The sequence below is a fragment of the Paraburkholderia sp. 32 genome, assembly GCF_050435345.1.
Classification (GTDB): domain Bacteria; phylum Pseudomonadota; class Gammaproteobacteria; order Burkholderiales; family Burkholderiaceae; genus Paraburkholderia; species Paraburkholderia tuberum.
The window spans coordinates 500131-526446 of sequence record NZ_JBNDKD010000003.1 but is presented as its reverse complement, the minus strand read 5'-3'; the positions used below and the strand labels follow the sequence as shown (position 1 = coordinate 526446).

At 65.0% G+C, this 26316-nt stretch carries 21 protein-coding genes; 8 read left to right on the top strand and 13 right to left on the bottom strand.

The annotated features are described in order from the left end of the window. The first annotated feature begins 54 nt into the window (after window positions 1-54). Entirely contained in the window at window positions 55-885 is an 831-nt protein-coding gene (gene iolB, locus OKW26_RS25135; protein ID WP_429355554.1) for a 5-deoxy-glucuronate isomerase, read from the top strand. A 16-nt stretch (window positions 886-901) separates the two neighbouring features. Here iolB and OKW26_RS25130 read toward each other — a convergent pair whose 3' ends face one another. Continuing rightward, the gene (locus tag OKW26_RS25130; RefSeq protein WP_184066505.1) at window positions 902-1897 is read right to left on the bottom strand and encodes a LysR substrate-binding domain-containing protein; all 996 of its coding nucleotides are present in this window, start codon (window positions 1895-1897) and stop codon (window positions 902-904) included. A gap of 175 nt (window positions 1898-2072) precedes the next feature. Here OKW26_RS25130 and OKW26_RS25125 point away from each other — a divergent pair, with 175 nt between their 5' ends. Together OKW26_RS25125 and OKW26_RS25120 are read left to right on the top strand one after the other, a co-directional pair. After that, window positions 2073-3239 carry a M24 family metallopeptidase gene (locus tag OKW26_RS25125; protein ID WP_429355553.1) on the top strand — a complete coding sequence of 389 codons (1167 nt, stop codon included), beginning with the start codon at window positions 2073-2075 and terminating at the stop codon, window positions 3237-3239. Window positions 3240-3328: 89 nt separating this feature from the next. Next, window positions 3329-4714 carry an MFS transporter gene (locus OKW26_RS25120; RefSeq protein WP_090812492.1) on the top strand — a complete coding sequence of 462 codons (1386 nt, stop codon included), beginning with the start codon at window positions 3329-3331 and terminating at the stop codon, window positions 4712-4714. 353 nt (window positions 4715-5067) lie between these two features. Here the strand turns inward: OKW26_RS25120 and OKW26_RS25115 are convergent, their stop codons facing one another. After that, window positions 5068-5484 carry a FadR/GntR family transcriptional regulator gene (locus OKW26_RS25115; protein ID WP_184066511.1) on the bottom strand — a complete coding sequence of 139 codons (417 nt, stop codon included), beginning with the start codon at window positions 5482-5484 and terminating at the stop codon, window positions 5068-5070. A gap of 98 nt (window positions 5485-5582) precedes the next feature. Here OKW26_RS25115 and OKW26_RS25110 point away from each other — a divergent pair, with 98 nt between their 5' ends. Then, a complete protein-coding gene (locus OKW26_RS25110) occupies window positions 5583-6653 on the top strand; it encodes a DNA-binding protein (protein ID WP_429355552.1) in 1071 nt (356 codons plus the stop codon). 124 nt (window positions 6654-6777) lie between these two features. Here OKW26_RS25110 and OKW26_RS25105 read toward each other — a convergent pair whose 3' ends face one another. Further along, on the bottom strand, window positions 6778-7185 hold the full coding sequence (locus OKW26_RS25105; protein WP_429355551.1) for a hypothetical protein: 408 nt from the start codon (window positions 7183-7185) through the stop codon (window positions 6778-6780). Window positions 7186-7481: 296 nt separating this feature from the next. Here OKW26_RS25105 and OKW26_RS25100 point away from each other — a divergent pair, with 296 nt between their 5' ends. After that, on the top strand, window positions 7482-8834 hold the full coding sequence (locus tag OKW26_RS25100; RefSeq protein WP_429355550.1) for an MFS transporter: 1353 nt from the start codon (window positions 7482-7484) through the stop codon (window positions 8832-8834). Window positions 8835-8888: 54 nt separating this feature from the next. Here the strand turns inward: OKW26_RS25100 and OKW26_RS25095 are convergent, their stop codons facing one another. After that, window positions 8889-11417: a penicillin-binding protein 1A gene (locus OKW26_RS25095; protein ID WP_429355549.1), complete on the bottom strand. Its 2529-nt coding sequence runs from the start codon at window positions 11415-11417 to the stop codon at window positions 8889-8891. A 134-nt stretch (window positions 11418-11551) separates the two neighbouring features. On the opposite strand from OKW26_RS25095, the gene fabV reads away from it, so the two are divergent. Continuing rightward, complete coding sequence (fabV, locus tag OKW26_RS25090) at window positions 11552-12748, top strand: enoyl-ACP reductase FabV (protein ID WP_429355548.1); 1197 nt, start codon at window positions 11552-11554, stop codon at window positions 12746-12748. An 82-nt stretch (window positions 12749-12830) separates the two neighbouring features. On the opposite strand, the gene OKW26_RS25085 is transcribed toward fabV, so the two are convergent. From OKW26_RS25085 to OKW26_RS25075, 3 genes are all read right to left on the bottom strand, one after another. Next, complete coding sequence (locus OKW26_RS25085) at window positions 12831-13175, bottom strand: hypothetical protein (protein WP_090804882.1); 345 nt, start codon at window positions 13173-13175, stop codon at window positions 12831-12833. A gap of 156 nt (window positions 13176-13331) precedes the next feature. After that, the gene (locus OKW26_RS25080; RefSeq protein ID WP_429355547.1) at window positions 13332-13955 is read right to left on the bottom strand and encodes a glutathione S-transferase family protein; all 624 of its coding nucleotides are present in this window, start codon (window positions 13953-13955) and stop codon (window positions 13332-13334) included. A gap of 84 nt (window positions 13956-14039) precedes the next feature. After that, a complete protein-coding gene (locus OKW26_RS25075) occupies window positions 14040-14939 on the bottom strand; it encodes a LysR family transcriptional regulator (protein ID WP_090804878.1) in 900 nt (299 codons plus the stop codon). A 94-nt stretch (window positions 14940-15033) separates the two neighbouring features. Between OKW26_RS25075 and tam the strand changes: the two genes are divergently transcribed. After that, complete coding sequence (gene tam, locus OKW26_RS25070; protein ID WP_429355546.1) at window positions 15034-15831, top strand: trans-aconitate 2-methyltransferase; 798 nt, start codon at window positions 15034-15036, stop codon at window positions 15829-15831. Between the two features lie 260 nt (window positions 15832-16091). After that, window positions 16092-16457, top strand: coding sequence for a hypothetical protein (locus OKW26_RS25065; RefSeq protein ID WP_184074050.1), 366 nt, complete (start codon window positions 16092-16094; stop codon window positions 16455-16457). 203 nt (window positions 16458-16660) lie between these two features. Here OKW26_RS25065 and OKW26_RS25060 read toward each other — a convergent pair whose 3' ends face one another. From OKW26_RS25060 to nirB, 6 genes are all read right to left on the bottom strand, one after another. After that, window positions 16661-17026: an ArsR/SmtB family transcription factor gene (locus tag OKW26_RS25060; RefSeq protein WP_184033686.1), complete on the bottom strand. Its 366-nt coding sequence runs from the start codon at window positions 17024-17026 to the stop codon at window positions 16661-16663. Beyond that, complete coding sequence (locus OKW26_RS25055; RefSeq protein ID WP_184074052.1) at window positions 17010-17471, bottom strand: SRPBCC family protein; 462 nt, start codon at window positions 17469-17471, stop codon at window positions 17010-17012. Before OKW26_RS25055 ends, OKW26_RS25060 begins: the two co-directional genes overlap by 17 nt. Window positions 17472-17589: 118 nt before the next feature. Next, window positions 17590-18957: an MFS transporter gene (locus tag OKW26_RS25050; RefSeq protein ID WP_429355545.1), complete on the bottom strand. Its 1368-nt coding sequence runs from the start codon at window positions 18955-18957 to the stop codon at window positions 17590-17592. Between the two features lie 170 nt (window positions 18958-19127). Beyond that, window positions 19128-23315 (bottom strand): molybdopterin-dependent oxidoreductase, encoded by a 4188-nt coding sequence (locus tag OKW26_RS25045; RefSeq protein WP_429355544.1) that lies wholly within the window; start codon window positions 23313-23315, stop codon window positions 19128-19130. A gap of 50 nt (window positions 23316-23365) precedes the next feature. Continuing rightward, window positions 23366-23731: a nitrite reductase small subunit NirD gene (nirD, locus tag OKW26_RS25040; RefSeq protein ID WP_184066563.1), complete on the bottom strand. Its 366-nt coding sequence runs from the start codon at window positions 23729-23731 to the stop codon at window positions 23366-23368. A 39-nt stretch (window positions 23732-23770) separates the two neighbouring features. Further along, window positions 23771-26311: a nitrite reductase large subunit NirB gene (gene nirB, locus OKW26_RS25035; protein ID WP_429355543.1), complete on the bottom strand. Its 2541-nt coding sequence runs from the start codon at window positions 26309-26311 to the stop codon at window positions 23771-23773. Between the last annotated feature and the right edge of the window lie 5 nt (window positions 26312-26316).

The following is a 26316-nucleotide window of genomic DNA, read 5'->3' as shown; positions in this document are numbered from 1 at the left end:
GCGACCGCCACGTTCTGCAGACAGAGTAGCAGCCCTAAATAACGGGAGGAAGACATGAGCGACCTGCTCGTCAGACCGTCAAAGCATGCCGAAGACGGCCAGATCATCCATATCACGCCGGCGAGCGCCGGCTGGAAATACGTCGGCTTCGACGTTTTCGACCTGAACGCCGGCGCCAGGCTTACGCGGGAGACGGGCGATCGCGAAGTCGTGGTCGTGCTTGTCAGGGGGCGCGCAATAGTCGGATGCGAAGGGCTCGCGAGCCGCGCGATCGGCGCACGGATATCGCCGTTCGATGGCGCGCCGTGGTCCATGTATGTGCCGCCGCATACGCGCTACACGGTCGTGGCCACGCACGACGTCGAACTCGGCATCTGTTCCGCGCCCGCGAAGGGTGGCCTGCCGCCGCGCTTCATTGCACCTGACGAGGTCAGGCAGGAAACCCGTGGCGCTGGCGCCAATCTGCGTCACGTGCGCCACATCCTTCCGGAAACCGAGCCGGCGGAGAGCTTGCTGGTGGTGGAATCGGTGACGCCGGCGGGCAACTGGTCGAGCTACCCGCCGCATCGGCATGATACCGACAATGGCGAGCAGCAGACCTATCTCGAGGAAACCTATTACCACCGGGTCTCGCCGCCGCAGGGCTTCGCGATTCAGCGCGTCTATACCGACGACCGCAGTCTCGACGAAACGCTCGCGGCGTACGACAAGCATGTCGTGCTGGTGCCGCGCGGCTATCACCCGGTTGCCGCCGCGCACGGCTATGACCTCTACTACCTGAACGTGATGGCCGGCCCGCGCCGCGCCTGGCACGTACATAACGAGCCGGCTCATGAATGGTTACTACAACCCGGCGCAAGGGTCGCGGTGGACGGCGCGCGCTGAGTCCCGTTGCGGTAAGTCAATCGCTGTCGGCGTCGGGGCCTTGGGTGTCGAATCCGGCGGCCTCGCGCAGCGCTTGCAGCATCGCCCGCGCGCCCGGCGAGAGCCTGTCGCCGCGCCGTGTGACGATGCCCGCCGGTCCGAGCTTCAGATCGAGTTCGAACGGTAGCGGTTCGAGCGCACCGGCAATGCAATAAGGCCGCACCGGCTCGCGCGCAAGCGGCGCGATCATATCGCTCATTTGCAGCAGACTCGTGATGACAGGCAGCGACGAGCTCTCGACCACATCCGTCGGCAACGCGAGCTTCCGTTCGAGAAACAGTTGCGTGAACTGATTGCGCATGACGTTGCCTTTTGGCGGCAAGATCCACGTTTGCGGCGCCAGTTCGTCCCAGCTCAGCGCCTTGCGCTTGACGAGCGGATGGCCAACGCGTGCGAACAGCGCGTGCTGTGCTTCTGCGAGCGGCGCATAGTGCAGCTCCGCAAGGTCGTCCGGATTGCGGATTCGCGCGACGATCATATCCAGCTTGCCTTCCTGCAGACGCTGCACCAGCACCTCGCTGAACTCCATCTCGATGTTGACGCGAATCTGCGGGAAGCGCTTCTTGAGCAGCGCCACCGCTTGAGGCACGAGGTTGGTGGCCGCCGTGACCTCGGTGCCGATCATCGCCTGCCCGGTCAGGCCGGCTTTGAGCGCTGACACTTCGTCGTACGCGTGCCGCAACTCCGCCAGCACGCTGCGTGCATGGCGGATCAGCACCTCGCCGTACCAGGTGGGCTCGACACCGCGCGGATGCCGTTCGAACAGCTCCACACCCATCGTCTCTTCCAGTTCACGCAGCAACTTGGTCGCCCCGGGCTGCGTCATGTGCGCGGCGTTCGCCGCCCGCAATACCGAGCGATGGGTATCGAGCTGAATGATCAGGGCCAATTGACGTGTCTTCAGACGCGTGGGGTCGAAGCGGCTCGTCGCGATGGCCCCTGCGCCGGTGTCCGGATGAATTGCCGAGGTCACGATGTCGCCTCCATGTATTCCGTATCGATATAGGTTTTGCGTTATTTTTCATTATCAAAGCATATCGGTCGATTCTACTATGCAGAGGACGGCCTGCATTCCAAGGCGGGGCGAATTCCCTTCATGGGCATTGAGGCGGGCTGCATCCTGCAGCCACACAGGAGACGAAGAAGTAATGAACACTCGTACCACAGACATCCCGCCGGAAGGCATCACCACCGACGAGTTCCTCGGCCGCGTCGCCAAGGTCCGCAGCGCACTCGACAAGGCGGGGCTGGTCGGCCTGCTTGCCTTCGGCGATTGCTGGCGTGGCGCGAACATCGGCTACTTTACCGAATTCCGCCCGCTCGACGGCGTATCGGACATTGCCAACGCGATCCTGCTGCTGCCCGTGGACGGCGACCCCGTGCTGTTCGTGTCGGATCAATGCTTCGACTACGCGACGAGCGTGACCGCCTTCGAAGTGCGCAGCCTGCGTGAAGTCACGCAACAGGTGCAGGCATTTTCGGCGCGGCATCGCAGCGGCACGGTCGGCCTCGCCGGCGCCGCCTATATCCCCGCGGACCTGTTGCAGCGCCTGAACGCCGGTCTCAACGAATTGAAGCTCGAACCGACGATGGTGCTGGCCGAAATCAAGGCGATCAAGAGCGACGCCGAAGTCGCACTGATGCGCAAAGCCGCCGCCTTGACCGATTCGGCGATGGCAGCGATTCGCGACGCGCTCGCCGACCGCCGTCCCTACACCGAGCGTGAACTCGCTCTGATCGCTGACCGCGCGATGCTCGCGGGAGGAGCAGACCGGACCGCGTTTGATTCGATGGTGCAATCCGGTCCGCGCTCGGCGTATAACCTGGCGCGCCCCACCGACCGCATCCTGCAACCGGGCGACCTGATCATGACCGACATCGGCGCGCGTTATCGTGGGTACGTGGCCGATGGCGGACGCGGTTTTACCTACGGTCCGGCGAATCCCGAGAAGATGGCGATCGTCGCGGCAGCGGCGCGCGCGGTCGAAGCGGGGCTTGCCGCCGCGCGTCCCGGCATGGCGGCCATGGAACTGAATGCGGTGATCCAGCAGGCGCTGGTGAAATCGAACTACGAGCAATACTCGAGCGAAGCGCGCGGCCATGGCACCGGTCACGGCACCGGCATGGACCCGGAAGAAGAAGCGCCGTGGATCGGGCCGGGCAACAGGACCGTGCTGCAGGAAAACATGGTCTTTACCCTGAAGGCGACCATTACGGTGCCGAACGTCGGCGGTTTGCGCACGGAACGTATCGTGCGGTTGACCTCGGGCGGCGTCGAAACGCTTGACCAGTTCCCGATGGAACTGCACTGGTGAGCACAGTGAATTTATCGTAACGTGCCGGCGGACCCGCGCCGCCGACACGCAGCAGTTCAAAACATAGATTCCCAGAGAAGGGAGGAGACATGAACACATCGCCCGTTTCATCCGGCAACGCGCCGGTTATCAGCCGCTCGGCCGTCAACCGTGTGCTGGTCGCTTCGGTGGTCGGGACCGCCATCGAGTGGTACGACTTTTTTCTCTATGCCACCGCTTCGGCGCTGGTCTTCGCCAGGCTGTTCTTCCCCTCGTTCGATCCGGTGGTCGGCACCATTGCGGCGTTCGGGAGTTTTGCGGTCGGCTATCTCGCACGGCCTTTCGGCGCGGTGTTTTTCGGGCACTTTGGCGACCGCATCGGACGCAAGGCGACGCTCGTCGCGACGCTGACGATCATGGGCGTCGGCACCTTCGTGATCGGGCTGCTGCCGACTTACGCCTCGATCGGCGTCTGGGCGCCGATCCTGCTGGTGGCGATGCGCTTTCTGCAAGGGCTTGGCGTGGGCGGCGAATGGGGCGGCGCGGTGCTGATGGTGGTAGAAACGGCGCCGGCCAGCAAGCGTGGCTTCTTCGGCGCGTTCCCGCAATTGGGCGTGCCGCTCGGGCTGATGCTCTCGACCGCGGTGTTCAAAGCCGTGTCGAGTCTGCCGTCGGACGCGTTCTATACCTGGGGATGGCGCCTGCCGTTCCTGCTGAGCGTCGCGCTGATCGCGATCGGCCTGTTTATCCGGCTGCGCGTCATGGAATCGCCGGTATTCGAACAGATCAAGGCGAGCAAGCAGGTCGTCAAGGCGCCGCTGATCGAATTGCTGCGCCGGCATCCGAAAGACCTCGTGCTGACGATCGGCACGCGCTTCGCGGTCGACATCACCTTCAACGTGATCAATGTGTTCGTGCTGGTCTATGGCACGACGCGGCTCGGCCTGCCGCGCGGACTCCTGCTGAACGCCATCATTCTCGGCTGCGCCTTCGCGCTGATCACGCTGCCATTGTTCGGCAAACTGTCGGATCTGATCGGACGCCGGACCGTCTTCATGTTCGGGGCGGTGTTCGTGGCGATCTACGGATTCGCGTTCTTTCCGTTGCTCGAGACACGCAATCCGACCTTGATTCTCGTGGCGTACGTCTGCGGTATCGCGTTAAGCCAGGCGTCCGTGTACGGCGTGCAATCGACGTGGTTTGCGGAGCTGTTCGGTACGCGGGTGCGCTATACGGGTGCGTCGCTGCCGTATCAGATCGCCGGCATCATCACGTCAGGGCCGACGCCATTGATCGCCACTTATCTGTTCGCCACGTATGGCCAGACGCTGCCCATTTCGATCTATATCGCGGCGACGGGGTTGCTGAGCCTGGTGTGCGCGTTTTTCCTCGCCGAGACTTTCAAGCGGGATCTGTCCGCGGAGCCGGAAGATGAAGCGGCCACCGCGCTGGGTGCGCATGCGTGCGCGCATTCGCCGCGTCCTTTGTCGCGCTGAGCGCTGGTGTTCTCCATCGCATTGCTCCGTCGTTACGATGGCTACACCTTCGCACCGCGCGTACGTGCGTTCAAGACGGGATGCGCTGACGAATACGAACTGTACGACGATGGCTCGGATGACCGCAATGAGACCAGGCGGATCAGCTGCAACCCGCGCTGATTAACCGTATCAAACTGCAGGAAAAGGGCGATCACCCCGGTTCCGGCTGTCTGAGGGGCCAAAGTTCGGGTTAGCCGGATTGCTGCTGTCGGATGCATCCCGCTGCGTACTGCGCAGATGAGGGAGCGCCCAGGGCGAGACTACCGCAGAGCCACGGGAGAACGTGGTGTTCCCCGTGGGGTCGCACAAGACTACGCGAACGACGAAAGATGTTGAGCAGCCAGATCGCTAGACTTGTTCACGTGCTCGGCCATCAGCCACTTGGCCAACGCATAGTCGCCAGTGCTGATCGCATTGAATATTGACTCGTGCTGAGTTTGCGCCTGCTTCAGTTGTTCAGGCGTGTACGCGTATCGTGACCGGTGGGTGATGGTGACCGCCAGTACCTGTCGCGTGATCGTCGTCAATATATGGCTGCCTGCTGCCACCAGAATTGTGTCGTGAAATTCGAGGTCCGCCTGGGCCTGTGCCAATGGCGACGATTGCGCGTCCAGAAGCTGGTACTTCGCCAAGGCTTCGCGGACTCTTTCCAGCTGTCGGTAACAAAATTGTGCAAACAGACGGACGCTAACGATCGACAACTCGCAGCCAAATCTTAAACACGACATTATAGTACTAATGTCGTGTTTAAGATTGAATTGTGTAGTATATGGTGCGTTTTACGTTGTATTATCAACACATCCATATTCCCCAAAGCCGCTTCCACATGACCCTCGAAGCCGACATCGAAGTCGTCCGTCAAAACGCGTCCGACACGCAGACGCTTTATCGCGAGGTCTGCGCGTTGCTGTTTTTCCGTTACGGCGAAACACCGACCGCGAACCGCCTGTACCAGCTGGTGCGCAAAGGCAGCATGAGCGCGCCGGCCAAGGCGTTGCGCGATTTCTGGACCGACGTGCGCGACAAGACGCGTGTGGACGTCGGCCGTCCGGACTTGCCGCCCGAGGTCGCAGCGGCTGCCGGCGAATTGGCGGCCCAGCTGTGGCGTCTGTCGAGCGACGCCGCGAACGCCGCGCTCGACGTGTTCAGGCAGGACGCGGACGCGCAAATCGCCGCCGCGCAAGAAAAGGCCAAGCAACACGACAGGCAGCGTCAAGACGCCGTCGACAAAGCCGAACAGGCGGCCAACGATGTCGCGACCCTGCGCGCGCGGATTGCCAGACTCGACGCGCGCATCGTCGAGCTGCAGACCGCCAACGACATGCTGACGGCGCAACTGGCGACATCGAAGGAAGAAATCGCGGCGGGAGCCGCCGCGCTCGCCGATGCCCGCCGCGATTTCGCCGACGAACTCGCGAAGCTGCGCCGCTCGCACGAGCAGAACGAGCAGCGGCTCGCCGCGGCGGAAAAGCGCGCCTTGCTCGAAATCGACGGTGAACGAGCGGCGGCGCAACGTCTGCGCAAGGAGCTCCAGGCGAGTCACGAGCGGGCGGCGACGCTCGAAGCCGAATCGCGGGCCGAGCGGGACGCGATTCGGGACGAGTTGGCCGCATCAAAGGCAGAACTGGCTGCCTCCGCTGCGCGGCATGCCGCGACCCGCGGGCAGCTTGCGGAAAAGGATGCGTTGCTGGCTGAACGGGTGGCGGCGACCGACCTGTTGCGCGAGCGTATCGACACGCTTTCGCGGCAGATCGAGACGGCGCGAACAGAAAAAACGTCCGCGCGCCCTGCCCGCCGCGCCCGCGAAACATCACCCGTGCAGGGCCGCGCGACGGTGGGCTTCTCGGGCGCACCGTTCGTCAAACGTTCGACCAACGCCAAACCACGCGAAGACTGAGGACTGCCGGCGTCCCGGCGGCATGTCACCACGCGAGTCGCGATAAGTGGTTACACCTGGTGACGTTCGATAAAAAGTGATCGTCATGGGGCGGCGGCACCCGCCGCCCGCGCGCAACGCTGCGTCAGAACCGCGGATGACACTCGAAACTGACCGACGAGCCGTGCTCGGTCATCGCGCTGACGCCGCTGACCGTCTCCGTATTCACGCTGCTTTGCATACCGAGACGATCGCAGTAGTCGCGCGCCTCGTTCATCGCGAGTTCGTGCGCGCGCGCCCAGGCCATGCGTCCTCCGGTCGCGCTGGCGGCGACCGTGTAGCTGCCGGGCTTGCCGCTCGCGACCACATCCGTGCTCGACGCGCACCCGACGAGACTCGCGCACGCGAGCGCCACCGCCGCCACCGCGCGCATGCGCGTGGGCAGCGGCGCCCTCTTCCTTTGCGTGCTTTCCGCTCGCGCGACGGACGCGACTTCGGGTACCCGCACCGTTTTGCGCGCCTCAGCGAGCTTGTCCGAACCCTGATTCGACATCGTGGATCACCTGCATTTTTAACTGATTAGTCAGGCAGCAATTATCCGGAATCGTTCGCCCAAGATCAGCCGATACAACCGAAAACACTGTTGCGCGAGTCCTAACAATGGACGCGAGCGCCACGCCGCGACGGCGTCGGCAATGAGCGGACCACATGGTTCACAAAAGACCTTCCGGAATCCCTTTTGAGCGTCTAGTCTGTAACGATGCCTGTTCGACGGACCGGCATTTCGAACCGCAGACGGACCCCACCACATAGCGGCATACACCGGTCGCCGAACCGGAGGAGACATATATGGATCTCGAGGCACGTACCCTTCAGCGCGTCACGGTTCGGCTCGTGCCGTTCCTGATCCTGTGCTATTTCATCGCCTATCTCGATCGCGTCAACGTCGGCTTCGCGGCCTTGCAGATGAACAAGGCGCTCGATCTGTCCGCGAGCGCGTTCGGCTTCGGCGCGGGTGTGTTCTTTATCGCGTACTTCTTTTTCGAAGTGCCGTCGAACCTGCTGCTCGAACGATTCGGCGCGCGCCGCTGGATCGCGCGGATCATGTTTACGTGGGGTATTCTCGCGGGCGCGATGGCGTTTATCCCGGACATCGCGCGCTTCACCGGGCTCTCGCCCGCGCACGTGTTTTTCGGCCTGCGCATTCTGCTTGGCGTCGCCGAGGCCGGCTTTTTCCCCGGCATCATCTTTCTGCTGACCTTATGGTTTCCGGCCGCGTATCGCGGGCGCGTGGTCGGCTACTTCATGGCGGCGATTCCGCTGTCGACGGTGATCGGCGGCCCGATCTCCGGCGCGCTGCTGTCGCTCGACGGCCGCGGCGGACTCGGCGGCTGGCAGTGGCTGTATCTGATCGAGGCGGTGCCGGCGGTATTGCTGTCGGTCGCGGTGCTGTTGTATCTGACCGACAAGCCCGCCGACGCCACCTGGCTCAGCGCCGAGGAGCGCGACTGGCTGATCGCGCGGCAGAAGCAGGAGCGCGAGCATCGCGAGGCGGTGCGCCACTTCAGCGTGAAGGAGGCGCTGATCAATCCGCGCGTGCTCGCCATCGCGCTGATCTATTTCGGGGCGAACGCGACCAACTACGGCCTGAGCTTCTTCCTGCCGCAGATCGTGAAGTCGTTCGGCCTCACTAATCTGCAGACGGGTTTCGTGACGTCGCTGCCGTACGTGGTCGGCCTCGTCAGCATGATTTTGTGGGGACGGCATTCGGATCGCCACCTCGAACGCCGCTGGCACGTCGCGATTGCGCTGTTCGTCGCGGCGGCCGGCATCGCAGCCGCGGCCGGCCTCGACAATCCGGTGCAGAAGATGATCGCGCTATCGATTGCCGGCTTCGGCATCTTCGGTTGCCTGCCGGTAATCTGGACCTTGCCGGCCGCGTTCCTGTCGGGCGCGGCGGCCGCGGGCGGCATCGCCGCGATCAACTCACTGGGCAACCTGGCGGGTTTCTTCGGGCCGTTCGCGATGGGCTGGATCAAGGACAGCACCGGCGGCTTCGGCGCCGGGCTGCTATGCCTGTCGGGCGCGGGACTCATCGGCATGGCGGCGGTGTTGCTGCTGCATCACGACACGTCGCTCGAGACGACGCATGGCAATCCGCATGCGCGACCGCCGGGTGAAGCGGGGGTCGCGAGGTCTTAGCGCTAGTCCCACGCGCCGTTCAATACGCACCCGGGCAGCCCGCCCGGGTCGCCTTCAATTCGCCCCGCTGCCGTTATTCGACCCTTCTGTGCCCTGACCGCCCGCATCGGGCGGCACGATGTCGTCCGGCGTCGGGGTTGGCGCGAGCGCTGCCGCACCGCCGCCGTGCGCTTCACCGTCGACGGTATTACCCGGCGCCGGCGCGGGAGCCGACCCCGACCCCGGCGCCGGCAGCAACGGCGGCAACGCGCGCGCTTCGCCCTGCACCGCGGACGCACCCGCTGCCTCTGACGCCGCCGCCGGTGCCGCCACGGCAGACGTCGGCGGCTGCACCGACGCCACCGGCGCGCGCCGCGCCGGAGCACGCGCCACGATCTGCTTGTCCGGCTGCGCCGGCGTGCGCGTGAACAGGTGCCCGATCCAGTCGCGCAAGCGTTCGGCGCGCTCGGCGAACCAGCCCGGCTGCTGCGCGGTATCGAACTTCATGTGGCTGTCGACGAGCCGCGAGCGCTGCGCGCGCTGGAAGAAATCGCCGACGATCGGCAGCGCGCTATGCGCACCCTGCCCCCAGTAATCGCTGCGCAGCGTCACGCGGCTGTCGTTGAAGCCGACCCACGCCCCCGCCACCAGTTGCGGCTGCATCAGGATGAACCAGCCATCCGCGTTGCCCTGGGTCGTGCCGGTCTTGCCCGCGACATCGCCGCGCACGCCGAAGCGCGTGCGGATGCTCGCGCCGGTGCCGCGGCTGATCACGTCGCGCATCACGTCGACGAGCGTGCGCGCCGTGTCGGCGGGCAGCTCGCGACTCGGCGTGGCCGGCTTGAATTCGGCGAGCAGGTTGCCGTTGCGGTCCTCGATGCGCGTGACCATCAGCGGCTCGACGTAGCCGCCGAGGTTCGCGATCGTGCCGTACGCCGACACCATTTCCTTGAGCGTGACCGGGCTCGTGCCGAGCGCGAGCGACGGCACCGGGTCGAGCTGGCTGTCGCGCACACCCATCGCGCGCGCGAGCCTGGCGACCCTGTTCGGACCCACCGACTCCATCACCTGCGCGGTGATGCGGTTGCGCGAATAGGCGAGCGCGTCGCGCAGGCTGATCATGCGGCCGCTCGGCTCGTCCTCGTCGTTCGGCTTCCAGATTTCGCCGCCGGCGAGTTGGATCTGAACCGGATTGTCCGGCAGTTTGTCGTCCGGCTTCGCGCCGGCCTCGAAGGCCGCCGCGTAGACGAACGGCTTGAAGGTCGAGCCGGGCTGACGGCGCGCCTGCTGCACGTGATCGAACGGATCGACGCCAAAGTCGCGGCTGCCGACCCACGCCTTGATCTCGCCGGTACGCGGGTCCATTGCGAGGAAGTCGGCCTGCACGCGCGTCTTCGTGTCGCACACGCTCTGCACGAGCTTGCGATCGGCGAGCAGGCGTTTCAGCGCGTCGTCGTCGGCGAGGCCCGTGTCTTTGGCCGCGCGGAAGTCAGGCGTTTCGCGCAGGAACGTGCGCAGCAGGTCCTTGTCCGCCGAGCAGCCCGCGCGCGTGCCCCACGCGGAGTTCGCGATGTTCTGCAACTGATTGCCCTGCAGCGTGACCGCCTGGGTCGCCATCGTCTGCAGACGCGAGTCGATGGTCGTGCGCACGACGAGTCCATCGGAATAGATGTTGTAGTCGTTGCGATCGGCCCACGCGACGAGCCATTTGCGCAGTTGCTGCGTGAAGTGCGGCGCGGGTCCGGGCGGCTCGATCTGGCGCTCGAAGTCGAGACGCAGCGGCTTGCGGGCGAGCGTGTCGTACTGGGCGGGTGTCAGCTTGCCGTACTTGACCAGCTGCGCGAGCACCGTATTGCGCCGCTGCAAGGCGCGCTCGGGGTTCAGCACCGGGTTGTAGTACGCGTTGCCCTTCAGCATGCCGGTCAGCGTCGCCGCTTCGAGCACGTTCAGGTCGGATGCGGACTTGTCGAAATAGGTGCGCGCAGCCATCTCGATGCCGTACGCGTTGTACAGGAACGGGACCGTATTCAGGTAGGTTTCGAGGATCTCGTCCTTCGTGTAGAACGCCTCGATCTTCAGTGCGGTGATCGCTTCCTTCAGCTTGCGCGTCAACGTCGGCGCGCGGCCGATTTCGTCGGGATACAGATTGCGCGCGAGCTGCTGCGTGATCGTCGAGCCGCCCTGGCGGTCGCCGGAGAACGTGTGCAGCGCGGCCGAAGCGGTGCGCCGCCAGTCGAGCCCGAAATGCTGATAGAAGCGGTGATCCTCGGTGGCGATCAGCGCGTTCACGACGTTCGGCGAGATGTCCTTCAGCTTGACCCACTCGCGGTTCGACGGCTTGAACTCGGCGAGCAGCTTGCCGTCCGCCGACACGATCTGCGCGGGCTGCTCGATCTTGGCCTTGCGGATGTCGCCGATGCTCGGCGTGAACGGAATCAGCAGCAGCACGTACAGTACGAATAGCACCGGCAGCGCGGCGAGCCCCCACGCGAACGTGCGGCGGGTCGGATGGCGCAGATGCCATGCGGCCTTCGCGAACAGCGGGTTCGCGAGCGTCAGCCCTTTGTCGAGGGCCGCCAGAAAGGAGGAAAAGAGGCGCTTCACTTGCTGTCGTCGGCTGGGAAAGGCGCAATCGTACCAAGATGTGGGGGGTGCGCCGGTTTTTGCCTCGTTCGCGGCATGGAGTGCGGCTCCGGCGGGGCCACTATAATGTCGCCAATTCCGACAAGAGGTGCTTCATGATCATCAAACCACGTGTGCGTGGCTTCATCTGTGTATCGACCCATCCGACCGGCTGCGAAGCCAACGTCAAGGAACAGATCGAGTATGTGAAGGCACGCGGCCCCATCGCCAACGGCCCGAAGAAGGTGCTCGTGATCGGCGCGTCGACCGGCTATGGCCTCGCCGCCCGCATTAGCGCAGCGTTCGGCTCGGGCGCGTCGACCCTCGGCGTGTTCTTCGAGCGCGCCGGCAGCGAAACCAAGGCTGGCACGGCCGGCTGGTACAACACCGCGGCGTTCGAGAAGTTCGCCACCGCCGAAGGCCTGTACGCGACCAGCATCAACGGCGACGCGTTCTCCGACGAAGTGAAGGCGCGCACGATCGAAGTGATCAAGCGCGATCTCGGCCAGGTCGATCTGGTCGTCTATAGCCTCGCGGCGCCGAAGCGCCAGCACCCGAAGACCGGTGAAGTGTTCAGCTCGGTGCTCAAGCCGATCGGCAAGGCTGTCAATCTGCGCGGCGTCGACACCGACAAGGAAGTGATCAAGGAAACCGTCCTCGAACCGGCGACGCCGGAAGAAATCGCGCACACGGTCGCGGTGATGGGCGGCGAGGACTGGCAGATGTGGATGGACGCGTTGGGCGAAGCCGGCGTGCTCGCCGACGGCGCCAGGACCACCGCGTTCACCTACCTCGGCGAGAAGATCACCCACGACATCTACTGGAACGGCTCGATCGGCGCGGCCAAGAAAGATCTCGACCAGAAAGTGCTCGGCATCCGCTCAAAGCTCGCGGCCAAGGGCGGCGATGCGCGCGTCGCGGTGCTGAAGGCAGTCGTCACGCAGGCAAGCTCGGCAATTCCGATGATGCCGCTCTATCTGTCGCTGCTCTTCAAGGTGATGAAGGAAAAAGGCACGCACGAAGGCTGTATCGAGCAGGTCTACGGCCTGTACAAGGACAGCCTCTATGGCAGCCAGCCGCATCTGGACGACGAAGGCCGTCTGCGCGCCGACTACAAGGAACTCGATCCGCAGGTGCAAGGCCGCGTGCAGGAGCTGTGGAACCAGGTGAGCAACGACAACATCTACGAGCTCACCGATTTCGCGGGCTACAAGACCGATTTCCTGCGCCTGTTCGGCTTTGAAATGAAGGGCGTCGATTACGACGCGGACGTCAATCCGGACGTGCAGATTCCGAATCTCGTGCAGGTTTGATCCACCGGGGGGCGGGCCCGCTTAGCGAGTTCGCCCCTGAGGTTGCCCCTCCTCGCCTCCCTCCCCTCACTCCTTCAACACGTCAGCACGGATACGCGCCCTGCAACGCGCGCAGAATCGCGAGCCCGATTGGAAAATCCTCGGAAATGCCCGGATGGTTCGCGAAGAACGCATCGAGCAACGGATAGACCGTCTGGTTGCCGATCGCGAGCGTTGGTGGCGGACAGAACAGCTGCGGCTGTTTCCTCGCGACCAGATCGCCATTCGCCCAGCCGAACGCGTTGATCGTGCCGGTGATGTACGCCGCATAGATCGAGTTGTTGTCGGCGTGTGCCCAGCGCTTGTATTGCGCGGCCGTCATTTCGGCGCTCGCGTTCAGAGTGAAGCACGCCGCCAGCAAAGCCAGCGCGAATTTCGTTAACCGCATCGTTGAACCTTCAATGTCGCTAGATGGCCGCCATTGTAGGCGACGCGGGGTGCACCGCGCAGCAGCCGTCGAGCGCGGGAATCCGCAAGCAGAGCGTAAGCATTGAAGGCGGATTCTGTAAGCACCGACAGATTGCAGAAGCGCGCGATTCAACGCTTACGGCGTGCCGTTTCGGCAATGCTTGCGATACCCGTCGCGCCCGGCCAGGCGCGCCATATAAGCGGCCAGCGCCGGCAAATCGTCGTGCTGCTGCGGCGTTTCGAGCCAGCGGTTCGCGGACAGCGCGATCGGAATATCGGCGAGCGAAAACGCGTCGCCCGCGATATACGCACCGGTGCGCGCAAGTTGCTGCTCGACGATCGCCATATGCTTCGACCAGTTCGCGCACGACGCGGCGATCTGGCGCGGGTCCAGATGCTCGGGCGAGTGCCGCACGAGCGCGAGAAACGCGTAGCTCCACGAGCGGTTCAATTCGCTCGCCTGCCAGTCGATCCATTGATCACAGCGCGCGCGCTCGACCGGATCGGCCGGATACAGCCCGTCACCGCGATAACGGTTCGCGAGGTAACGGATGATCGAGTTCGATTCCCACAACACGAAGTCGCGGTCGCGGATCACGGGGACCATCGCGTTCGGGTTCAGCGCGCGGAATTCGGCGACCTCGGTCGAGCGAAAGCCCAAGCCCCAGTCTTCCTGTTCGAACGCAAGCCCAAGTTCCGCGCAGGTCCACAACACCTTGCGCACGTTGATCGAGGTGGTCTTGCCGAGTATCTGCAGCATGAGTCGTTGGGTACCGCGTGGATCGAACGGGTTGAAGGAATGAAACTCGGAAGCCAGCCAGTTTGCCTTGCGCGCGGCGCGCCGTCATCCGGTTTTCAGCGTCGCCTGTTCGCGGATCATGTCGTACAGCGCCTGCGCGGCCGGTGACAACTGCGCGGTCTTGCGCGCGACGAGCACCAGCGTGCGCGACACGGTGGGCTGCGTGAGCTCGACGGTGCGCACGCTCGGATACGCGCCGTTCTGCAGCGCGAGCGCGGGCACCACGGCCGCGCCGACGCGTTGCGCGACGAGTCCGACGGCGGTCGAACTGCGCTGCACCTCGTAGAACGAACGCAGCGCGAGCTCGCTCGATTCCAGCGCGACGTCGAGCAGCGCGCGATTACCGCTGACCTCGCCGGCGAAAATCAGCGGGAACGGCTGCAACTGCCGCCATGCGATGCGCCGCCGCTTCGCGAGTGGATGGTCCTCGTGGCAGATCAGCACGTAGCGGTCTTCGGTGAGCGGCACGGTGGCGAGATCGGGATGATGCTCGCGCGCGATGTTGATGCCGAACTCGACCTCTCTGCGCAACACGGCCTCCTCCACCGCCGACGACGCGTGATCGAGAATCTTGATGCGATTGTGCGGATAGCGTGCCGAATACGCCTGCAGGATGCGCGGCAGATACTGCACGCCGACGGTCGGCACGCACGCGATCGACACGTCGCCGCGTCGCGCGATGCCCGTTTCGCGGATCTCGACGAGCGCGTCCGCCAGCTCGCCGAGCAGCCGACGCGCCTGCGGCAGAAAATTGCGACCGATTTCGGTGAGCGCCATCGAACGCGTGGTGCGCTCGATCAGCGTGACGCCGAGATAGCTTTCGAGCTTGCGCAGCCGCTGCGTGATCGCGGTTTGCGTGACGTGCAGCGAATCCGCCGCGCTCTGGAAGCTGCCGCGATCGGCAATCGCGACGAAAGCCTGCACGCCGAGCGTGTCGATTTTCATTAGAAAAATGAAGTAATCGGGATCATAAATTCATTTTACTCTGGTCTGTCAGCGGCCGAGAATGGCCGCAACGAACCCCGCGAAGGAGCAAAAGATGACCGACAAAACCACCAACGAGCATAGTGATTGGCACGCGAAGCAGTACATGCTGTTCGAGAACGAGCGCACGCGGCCGGTCCGCGATCTGCTCGCGGCGGTGCCCTTGAACGGCGCGCGGCTCGCGGTCGACATCGGCTGCGGCCCGGGCAACTCGACCGAGGTGCTGGCCGAGCGGGTACCGGGCGCGTCGGTCAGCGGCATCGACCGCTCCGCCGACATGATCGCGGCGGCCCGTCGGCGGCTGCCGCAATTGCGCTTCGACATCAGCGACGTTTCGACGTGGGACGCGCACGGCCCCTACGACGTGATCCTCGCGAACGCGGTGCTGCAATGGGTGCCGGACCACGAGCGGCTGTTCCCCGCGCTGGTGGCCAAACTTGCCAGGGGCGGCAGCCTCGCCGTGCAGATGCCCGACAATCTCGACGAACCGGCGCACCGGCTGCTGCGCGAAATCGCCATCGACGGGCCTTGGGCGACGAAGCTGAACGGTGTCGAGCGCACCATGCGCTACGACGCAAACTGGTACTACGCGCTGCTCAAGCCGCTGTGCGCGCGCGTCGACGTGTGGCGCACGGTCTATCACCACCCGCTCGCGGGCGCCGACGCGGTGGTCGAATGGTTCAAGGGCAGCGCGCTGCGGCCGTTTCTCGCCGCGCTCGACGACGCCGAACGCGGCGCGTTTGTGCAACGCTATCGCGACGAAATCGTCAGAGCCTACCCGGCGCTCGCCGATGGCACGGTGCTGCTGCCGTTTCCGCGGTTTTTCATTGTCGCGACGCGCGGCGAAGGTTGAAGCGCGCCGGGAACCGCTGCGAGCCGGTAAACGCCGGCGCTTCGGCTGCGGCGGGTCGTCCCGGGGCAATCAGATCGCCGGCGCACCACGCTGACGCACCGCCCGAAAACCCCACCTGTGGCGGCACCGCACGCTAAGGGTGGTCAGGAATTGCCGCCCGGGAATTCCGCATGCTAATGTTTGTAAAAAGCGTGTGTAAAAAGCGGAGGACGGCGCCCGCCGGCCTCACCGGGAAGCCATTTACTGCAGCGAGCGTCGCCATGAGTGATGTACGCCAACATCTGAGTCCCCGTGACCGCCTGGAGCTGTTGTGCTGGCTCACATGCGGAAGCCTCGGCGCTTATTATCTGAACGAAGACTGGCCCGACGCGGCGTTTCACGTGCAGTCCGCGCACAAGTGGCTCGACCGCCGCGCGCGCGAAGCCGACTGGCTGTGCGTCGCGAAACTGTCGGCCACCGCGGTCGAAATCGCGCGGCGCCACGCGCGCTTCGTCGATACCGACTGGGCGCGCGACGCAGTTGAAGAAATTCTCGATACCGACGAACTCGACCCGCAAGCCCGGCTCGTCCGGCAGGTTCTGGCCGACTGCCAGAACGCGCTGGCCGACAAGCGGATCGCCGATTAGTCGCGGGCTCGTTTTTCTTCCTTTTTTACAGTGGATTGGGGGCCAATTTTTTGGCCCCTTTTTGCGTTGTTCCGCGCTTCCGCGCACGATGTGCCGCTCGCAGTCGGTAAAAAATGCGGCACCCGCCATCGCGTACCGCCTACCGGCAGGCGGCCAATCCGCGTGCCGGCTCGGTTCGTGCAATCACCACGGACGCCCGCCCTTCATTCTTCGACCATCGTCTTCAGCTTCAGCAGCGCCTGATCCCACTGCCGCGAAATCGCGTCGAGCGCGCGGCGCGCCGCGTCGAGATGCGCGGGCTCGAACGCCCACAGGCGCTCGCGTCCGACCTTCACGTCGTGCACGAGGCCCGCGTCGGCCAGCACCTGCAGATGCTGCGTGACCGACTGCCGCGTGATGTCGGTGCCGGCCGTCAGCTGCGCGATCGACATCGCACTGCCCGCGCACAACGCCGCGACAAGCCGCAGACGCGTCTCGTCACCGAGCGCCGCGAACACCGCCGCCGAACTGCGCAGTGTCGCCGCCTTGAGGCCCGCCCTCGCGGGGGCCGCCCTAGCTCGCGCCGACATATCGCTCGACGTTGACCATCTGCTGCTCCCAGCCGCCGTCGTTCAGCCGGAACGCTTGCGCGCGGCGCCCGATCGGCAACTGGTCGAAGCCCGATTCGACGACGCGCAGCAGCGTGCCCGACTCGACGTCGCTCAGATCGAATTCCACGAGCGTGGTCGGCTCAGGCGTGTAGTCGATCGTGATGTCGATCGCGGCCGGATGCCAGCGCCACGACAGATGATGCTCGGGCTCGACACGCTCGACCAGCACGTTCATCAGCAGATGCTCATAGCCTGGATAGGTGATGTGCCCCTGCGTGGATTGCCCCGCGACGAACTGCTTGCCGGTGAGATTCACGCCGAACCATTTGCCGAATTCCTCGGCGTTGGACAGCGCACGCCAGACGCGCGAGCGCGGCGCCTTCAACAGAACCTGCTTTTCGATGCGATCGGTCGATGAGTTCATATGCAGCCTCCTGACTGCATATTAGAAGCACCGCCTCCGATATGCAAGCATTCGACTGCGCTTTGTTCAGAGCGTGATGCGTGCGGCGCCGGCACGACCGGACGCCGCGCGCCGCGCCTTACTCCGTCGCATGCGCGTGCATGACGCCGGTTTGCATCGACCACGCCATCCACGGCCGGCGCAGCGCGACGATCGCAAGGAACGCGCAAGCCGACAGTGTGCCGAACGTCGCGAAGCCCATTTGATAGCTGCCGGTGCTCTCCTTCGCGATGCCCATCACGACCGGCAGATAGAAGCCGCCGATGCCGCCCGCCGCGCCGACGATGCCGGACATCAGCCCGGTGCGGCCGGCCCAGCGATGCGGCACGAGCTGAAACGTCGCGCCATTGCCGAGTCCGAACGCGACATAGAGGCACAGCAGCAACGCAATGCCGCCCGCGAGCGACGGCATCGCCGCCGCGAACAGGAAATCGCAAACCGCGATGATCGCCAGCAGCACGGTCAGCGCGCGCACGCCCGACACGCGGTCGGCGATCAGACCGCCGAGCGGGCGCACCATCGCGCCGGTCGCGGCGAGCAGCGCCATGAACAGGCCCGCGTCGATTTCCGACAGTTGATACAGGTTGGTCAGCAGCAGCGACACATACGAGGACATACCGACGAAACCGCCGAACGTGATGCTATAGACGAGCATGATGACCCACGTATCGCGCTCGGCGAGCACCGAGCGGTAGCGTTGCGGCAGCACCGCGATCGCCAGCAGCGCACCGATCACCGGCAGCAGCAGCACGCCGGTCTTGCCCGCGCCGAATAGCCCCGCTTCGACGAGCAGCACGAGCGCGATCAGGCCGACCAGCGTCGTCGCGAAACTGCCGAAGGCGCGCAGCACGCTGCCGGTTTTGACGCCCGCGTCGTTGGCCCAGAAGTACAGCGTGATCGCGGCGATCGCGAGCAGCGGCAAGGCGCCGCCCGCGGCGAGCTGCCAACCGTAGCGCGTCGCCAGTTGCGGGAACAGGAAGCCGTCGAGCACCGCGCCGATGTTGCCGGCCGCGGCCAGCCCCAAGACGAGGCCCTGCACTTTCGGCGGATAGTTACTGCCGGCCATCGGCAGCGCGACCGCGAAGCTGGCGCCGCCGACGCCAAGGAACACGCCGAGCACCAGCAGCATTTCGTACGACGGCACCGATTGCAGCAACGGCAGCACGATCGTCGGCACCGCCGACAGCAGCACGCCCATCAACGCAATGCGTTTGCCGTGCGCGGACTGATACAGATTGCCGAGCGTCACGCGCAGAATCGCCGCGGACAACACCGGCACCGCGACGAGCAGACCCTGCTGCGCGGGCGTCATCGCGATGCTCTTGCTGATGAACGGCGCGAGCGGCCCATACAGCACCCAGACGGTGAAGCCCGTGTCGAAATACAGAAAGCAGGCGACCAGTGCGCGCCAATCACCGCTTCGCAGGGAGTGCATCACGTTTTTCATCAGAGATCCTCAGTAAATAAAATGACGGGTAGTCCAGTTGCTGCGTTACTTGTGTTTTGCGCCGGCATGTCGCCCAGAGTTTTCACTGGGACTCGACACGCAAGCGTCATGCCATCGGGCTGTCTGTTACGAGGCCTTTTTAAAGGCATCTTCTGCAACGCATCGGCGGCTCAATACACGTCGCGTGCATAACGCTTTTCGCGCGTCAGACGGCTCACGTATTCGAGTGCTTTCTCTTCGCTCATGCCACCGTGAGTCGTGATGACGTCCTTCAGCGCCGCATCGACATCGCGCGCCATCCGGTTCGCGTCGCCGCATACATAGAAATGCGCACCGTCTTCGAGCCATGCCCACAGTTGCGCACCGTGTTCGCGCATGCGGTCCTGCACATAGATCTTGTCGGCCTGGTCACGCGAGAACGCGACGTCGAGCCGGGTCAGCAGACCGCTCGCGCGCATCGCTTCGAGTTCGTCGCGATAGTAGAAGTCGGTCGCGGCATGCTGTTCGCCGAAGAACAACCAGTTGCGTCCGCGCTCGCCGCGTGCCTGCCGTTCGTGCAGAAAGCCGCGAAACGGTGCGATGCCGGTGCCCGGTCCGACCATGATCATCGGCGTGTCCGATTGATGAGGAGGACGAAAGTGCGCAGACTTCTGCACGAACACGGGCACGTCGGTGTCGCTTGCGCGATCCGCGAGAAACGTCGACGACACGCCCTTGCGGTGTCGCCGCCCGTTGCTGTAACGCACCGCCGATACCGTCAGATGCACTTCGCCCGGATGCGCCTTCGGGCTCGATGCGATCGAATACAGACGCGGCTGCAGGCGTTTCAGCATGCCGGTCAGCTCGGCGGCTGAGAGGCTCACCGGAAACTCGTGCAATACGTCGGCGAGCTGCTGTCCCCATAGCCATTGCTTCAGATCCGCCTTGCGTTCGGGCGCGAGCAGATCGCCCAGCGCGCCATTGCCGCTGCGCGCCGCGACGAACGCGAGCGCCTCGGCGCTCGGCCGCGCGATCTCGTAGTGCTTGCCGAGCGCATCGGCGAGCCGCATGTCGCCGATACCCGCGACGTGCACCGATGCCTCCGCGTGCAAACCGCTCAGCGTGATCAGTTCGTCGACGAGTTCGGGGCAGTTGCTCGGCCACACGCCGAGCGCATCGCCCGCTTCGTATTCGAGGTTCGTCCCGCCCGTTTGCAGCGACACGTAGCGCGTATCCTTCGCGGCGCCCTGCCGGTTCAGGCGCAGATTGCCGACGACGCGCGACGCGGCCGGCCGCGCCTTGGTCGGCACCGCGCCCACCACCGCGTTGATCATGCCGCCCGGCGGCACCGCGTACAGCGCGGCATCCGCCTGCTTGATGCAGACGATCACGCGTTCGAGCCATGCATCGGCGCCCTGCTGATATTCAGTATCGCAATCGACGCGCTCGCTCAGACGCAGCGCACCCTGCGCGGCGAGCCGCTCGTCCAGACGGCGGCCGTGACCGCAGAACTGATCGTAGTTGCGATCGCCGAGCGCGAGCACCGCGAAACGCACGCCGTCGAGGCGCGGCGCCGAGGCGGCGTTCAGTTGCGTCCAGAAGTCCTGCGCGTTGTCGGGCGCATCGCCGTCGCCGAACGTGCTGGTCATCAGCAGCACGTATTGCGCCTTCGCGAGCGTCGCGAACGAATAGTCGGCCATGCACGCGGTGCGGATTTCGAAGCCCGATTCCATCAGACGCGTCGCGTAACGCTCGGTCAGCGATTCGGTGTTGCCGGTTTGCGAGGCCCACAACAGCGTGACCTTCGGCCGCACGCGCACGATGCGCACGCCCGATTCGCGTGGCTCTTCCTGCGCGAGATTCGGCCGCAAGGCAGCGGTCGACGTCTGGGCTGTCGTCGCGCTGCGGCTATACAGTCCCGCAAGCAGACCATCGACATAGAGCCGCTTCACCGCATCGAACGGTGCGCTGTGCGGCAGCACCGGCACGTTGACGAGACCTTGCGCTTCGGCCGAACGCAGGCCACTGACGAAACCCGCCAGATACGCGCGCTCCGCGTCGCTGAGCGACGGCACGGGCGCGGGCTCGGGCGGCAGTTGCAGCAAAGTGGTGAGGGCTTCGATACGAGGCATGGGTTGATCCTTGGCGCTGGGCGCTAAAACCGCTGCGTCGGCGGGGGTAGAGAGCGCATCGTCGTCATTGCGAGTGCTCGCGTCGCGATCCGCCGTCACCGGACTCAGCGCGACCGCGCAGACTTTCAGTTCGGGCTGCAGAGAAACCGGATCGACCGCGTCGTTGGTCACCGCATTGATGCACAGTTCGTCGCCGAACACGTCGTTCCAGTGCATCGGCGCGAAGCACTGACCCGCGCTCACACGATCGGTGACGACGGCGGGCAGGACCGCGCGGCCGCGCCGCGAACGGATCTCGACCGCGTCCTTCGCGCGAATCCCGAGTTCGGCCGCGTCGTCCGGATGAATTTCGACGAAGGGTCCCGGGTTCAGCTTGTTCAGCATCGCGACCTTGCCGGTCTTGGTCATCGTGTGCCACTGATGCTGCAGACGGCCCGTGTTCAACACGATCGGAAACTCGCGATCGGGCAACTCGGCCGCGGGCTGATACGCACGCGCGAAAAACTTCGCCCTGCCGCTCGCGGTCGGAAAAGCAATGCGCGGGTGGCCGCCATCTTCCGACTCCCTGAGTGTCTGGCTCACGCCGTCATTCAGATAGCGAAGCGGATTGCGCTCGGACGAATCGGCTGACGCGATCGGCCACTGCAGTGGCGAGTCCTTCAAGCGGCGATGGCTCGCGCCGCGCAGGTCGTAGCCGGTCGCCGGATTCGCCGCGCGCGTGAGTTCGGCGAACACTTCGTCGGCGCTCGCATAGCTGAACGCATCGGCAAAGCCCATTTCACACGCGATGCGCGCGATGATCTGCCAGTCGGGCAGCGCCGCGCCGGGCGGTTCGATGGCTTGCTGCATCAGCGTCAGATTGCGCTCCGAGTTGACCATCACGCCTTCGGCTTCGGCCCACAGCGCGCCGGGCAGCAACACGTCGGCGTAGCGGTTCGTTTCGGTATCGAGGAACGCGTCCTGCGCGATCACGAGTTCGGCCGCGCGCAAACCGGCGATCGCGGTCTGCCGGTTCGCGACGGTCGCGACCGGATTCGTGCAGATGATCCAGCACGCCTTGATGTCGCCCGCGGCCATGCGCGCGAACATGTCGATCGTGCCGTTGTTGCCCGCGTCCGCCTTGAGCGTGCCCGGTGCGATGCCCCACAGTGCTTCGACGAACGCGCGATCTGCGGCGACCAGCGCCGAACGCTGCCCCGGCAGACCAAGGCCCAGATAGCCCATTTCGCGGCCGCCCATCGCGTTCGGTTGGCCCGTCAGCGAGAACGGTCCACTGCCGCGCCGGCAGATGCGGCCCGTCGCCAGATGCAGATTGCACAGCGCGTTGGTGTGCCACGTGCCGTGCGTGCTCTGGTTCAGGCCCATCGTCCAGCAACTCATCCAGTCTTTGGCCGACGCGATCATCTGCGCGGCGCGACGGATGTCGTCGGCGGCGAGGCCCGTGATGCGGGCGACGTTCTCCGGCGTATACCCGGCCAGAAACGCGGGCATCGCGTCCCAGCCTTCGGTGTGTTCGGCGATAAAAGCCGCATCCGTTGCGCCGTTTTCGTGCAGCAGATGCAGCAGACCGTTCAGCAGCGCGAGGTCGGTGCCGGGTTTGATCTGCAGGAACAGATCGGCTTTCCCGGCGGTCGTGTTGCGGCGCGGATCGACGACGATCAGCTTCGCGCCCGCCTTCACGCGATCCATCATGCGCAGGAACAGGATCGGGTGGCAGTCGGCCATATTCGCGCCGCTGACGAAAAACAGATCCGCGTGATCGAAGTCTTCGTACGAGCCGGGCGGACCGTCCGCGCCGAGCGACAGCTTGTAGCCGCTCGCCGCGCTCGCCATGCACAGACGCGAATTCGCTTCGATATTGTTCGTGCCGATAAAGCCCTTCGCGAGCTTGTTGACCAGATACTGCGCTTCGAGCGACATCTGCCCCGACACGTAAAACGACAGCGCATCGGGACCATGCTCGTCGAGCACGCGCCGCAGACGCGCGGCGGTATCGCTCAGCGCCTGCGCCATCGGCAGCGGCACCGGGTCTTCGTCGCGCGCACGACGCACGAACGCGCCTTCGAGACGACCCGACTTGCGCAGCGCGACGTGGGCCGACTGCCCTTTGGTGCAGAGCCGGCCCAGGTTGGCCGGATGCTCCTTGTCGCCAGCGATCTTCACGACCTGGCCGTCCTCGACGTGCAGCACCATGCCGCAGCCGACGCCGCAATACGGACACACGCTCTTTACGCTGGTAGCAGACATGCGCGAATGATCGGGTTGAAACATCAGAACGATGGACAAAGGCCGCTACCTCAAACCGCGACCCACACCTGGCCGTTTTCGACGCGCGTGGCAAATGCGCTGACCGAATACGACGGCGTTTCGAGGCATTCGCCGGTGCGCAGATCGAAGTGATGCTTGTAGATCGGCGACGCGACCACGATGCGCTCGCCGAGGCTGCCGACGAGTCCGCGCGACAGCACCGCCGCGTGCGAACCCGGATCGAAGTTTTCGATCGCGTAGACCGTGGGCTCGGCCGGCGACTCGACTTGGCCGCCATCGACGTGAAACACGGCCACCTGTTCGCCATTGACGAGCGCGCAAACGCCGGTGTTCGGCACGATGTCGTCGAGTGCGCAGATCGCGGTCCAGGCGCGGGGCAAGCGTTCGTTCTTCATGACTGGGCTCCTTTTGAGTTAAGCGGGAATCGGATGAGGTCAAACCGTCTCGACGACAACGGGAATCCCGATGCGCTGCACCTGCCGCTCAGCGGGCGTTGCCGGCCGGATCTGTCCGCGCTCCTCGACGAAGGCGACGTTGCTATCGGACTCGCCGCTGTTGACGAAATGGCGGAAGCGCTTGCGCGTTTCGGGATCGGTGACGGCCTTTTTCCATTCGCACTCGTACGTGTCGACCACATGCTGCATCTCCACTTCGAGCTCGGTGGCGACGCCAAGGCGATCGTCGACGATCACGTCGATCAGATAGTCGAGCCCGCCTTCGAGGTTGTCGCGCCACACGCTGGTGCGTTGCAGTCGGTCGGCGGTGCGCACGTAGAACATCAGGAAGCGGTCGATATAGCGCACGAGCGTCGCCTTATCGAGGTCCGCGGCGAGCAGTTCCGCGTGACGCGGCTTCATGCCGCCGTTGCCGCACACGTACAGATTCCAGCCCTTCTCGGTCGCGATCACGCCGACGTCCTTGCCCTGCGCTTCCGCGCATTCGCGGGTGCAGCCCGACACGCCGAACTTGATCTTGTGCGGCGTGCGCAGGCCCTTGTAGCGATTCTCGAGTTCGACCGCGAGACCGACCGAATCGCCGACGCCATAGCGGCACCACGTCGAGCCGACGCACGACTTCACCGTACGCAGCGATTTGCCGTACGCGTGGCCCGATTCGAAGCCGGCCGCGATCAGCTCTTCCCAGATCGACGGCAATTGCTCGACGCGCGCGCCGAACAGATCGACACGCTGGCCGCCGGTGATCTTCGTGTAGAGGCCATATTTCTTCGCGACCTGCGCGACCGCGATCAGGCCGTCGGGCGTCACTTCGCCGCCCGGCATGCGCGGCACGACCGAATAGGTGCCGTCGCGCTGGATGTTCGCGAGGTAGTAGTCGTTGGTGTCCTGCAGCGACGCGTGCTCCTTCTTCAGCACGAATTCGTTCCAGCACGACGCGAGAATGCTCGCGACCGCCGGCTTGCAGATGTCGCAACCGAGCCCGCGGCCATGCTTGGCGAGCAGCGCGCCGAAACTGCGCACTCCCTCGACGCGCACGAGGTGATACAGCTCCTGGCGCGAATACGGGAAGTGCTCGCAGACGTGGTTGTTCACCGCGAGGCCCTGCTTCTTCATCTCGGCCTTCATCACCTGCGTGACGAGCGGCACGCAGCCGCCGCACGAGGTGCCCGCGCCGGTCGCGCTCTTCAACGCGCCGATGTCGGTCGCGCCCGCGCACACGGCTGCGCACAGCTCGCCCTTCGACACGTTGTTGCACGAGCAGATCTGCGCGGCCGCGGGCAACGCCTCGACGCCGAGCGCCGGCTTCGCGCTGCCGTCCGCTTGCGGCAGGATCAGGAATTCGGGGGACGCTGGCAGCTCGATGCGGTTCAGCATCATCTGCAGCAGCGTGCCGTATTCGCTCGCGTCGCCGACCATCACGCCGCCGAGCAGATGCTTGCCGCAATCGGACACGACGAGCTTCTTGTAGATCTGCTTGCGTTCGTCGCTGAACTGGTAGGTGCGGCTGCCCGGCGTATTGCCGTGCGCGTCGCCGATGCTGGCGACGTCGACGCCCATCAGCTTGAGCTTCGTGCTCATGTCGGCGCCGGCGAATTCGGCCGGGTCGCCGAGCAACTGCTTCGCGACCACGCGCGCCATCTCGTAGCCGGGCGCGACGAGCCCGAACAGCTGGCCGCGCCACAGCGCGCATTCGCCGATCGCATAGATGTGCGGATCGCTGGTGCGGCACGCGTCGTCGATGGCGATGCCGCCGCGCGCGCCGAGTTCGAGGCCGCATGCGCGCGCGAGATCGTCGCGCGGACGGATGCCGGCGGAGAACACGATCATGTCGGTGTCGAGATGGCTGCCGTCGGCGAACTGCATGCGGTGCGTGCCCGCTTCGCCGTCGACGATCGCCGTCGTGTTCTTCTGCGTGTGCACCGTGACGCCAAGCTCTTCGATCCGGCCGCGCAATACGCGGCCGCCGCCGTCGTCGACCTGCACCGCCATCAGGCGCGGCGCGAATTCAACCACGTGCGTTTGCAGACCCATGTCGCGCAGCGCCTTCGCGCATTCGAGACCGAGCAGGCCCCCGCCCACGACCGTGCCCGTTTTCGAGCGGGCGCCGCATTCGCGCATCGCTTCGAGATCGTCGATCGTTCGATAGACGAAGCAGTCGCCGCGCTCGCGGCCCGGCACCGGCGGCACGAACGGATAGGAGCCGGTCGCGAACACGAGGCGGTCGTACGGCAGCGTTTCGCCGGTCGCGACCGTCACCGTGCGCGCGTCGCGATCGACCGCGACCGCCCGCGCGTTCAGCTTCAGTTGCACGCCGTGGCGCTCGAAGAAGCCCGGCTCGACGAGCGACAGGTCATCGGCGGTCTTGCCCGAGAAGAACTCGGACAGATGCACGCGATCGTAGGCCGGTCGCGATTCTTCGCCCAGCACCGTGATGTCGAGATCGTGCGCGGCCCGTTGCGCCAGGCATTCGACCAGTTTGTGGCCGACCATCCCGTGGCCGATAACGATGATTTTCATGAGCG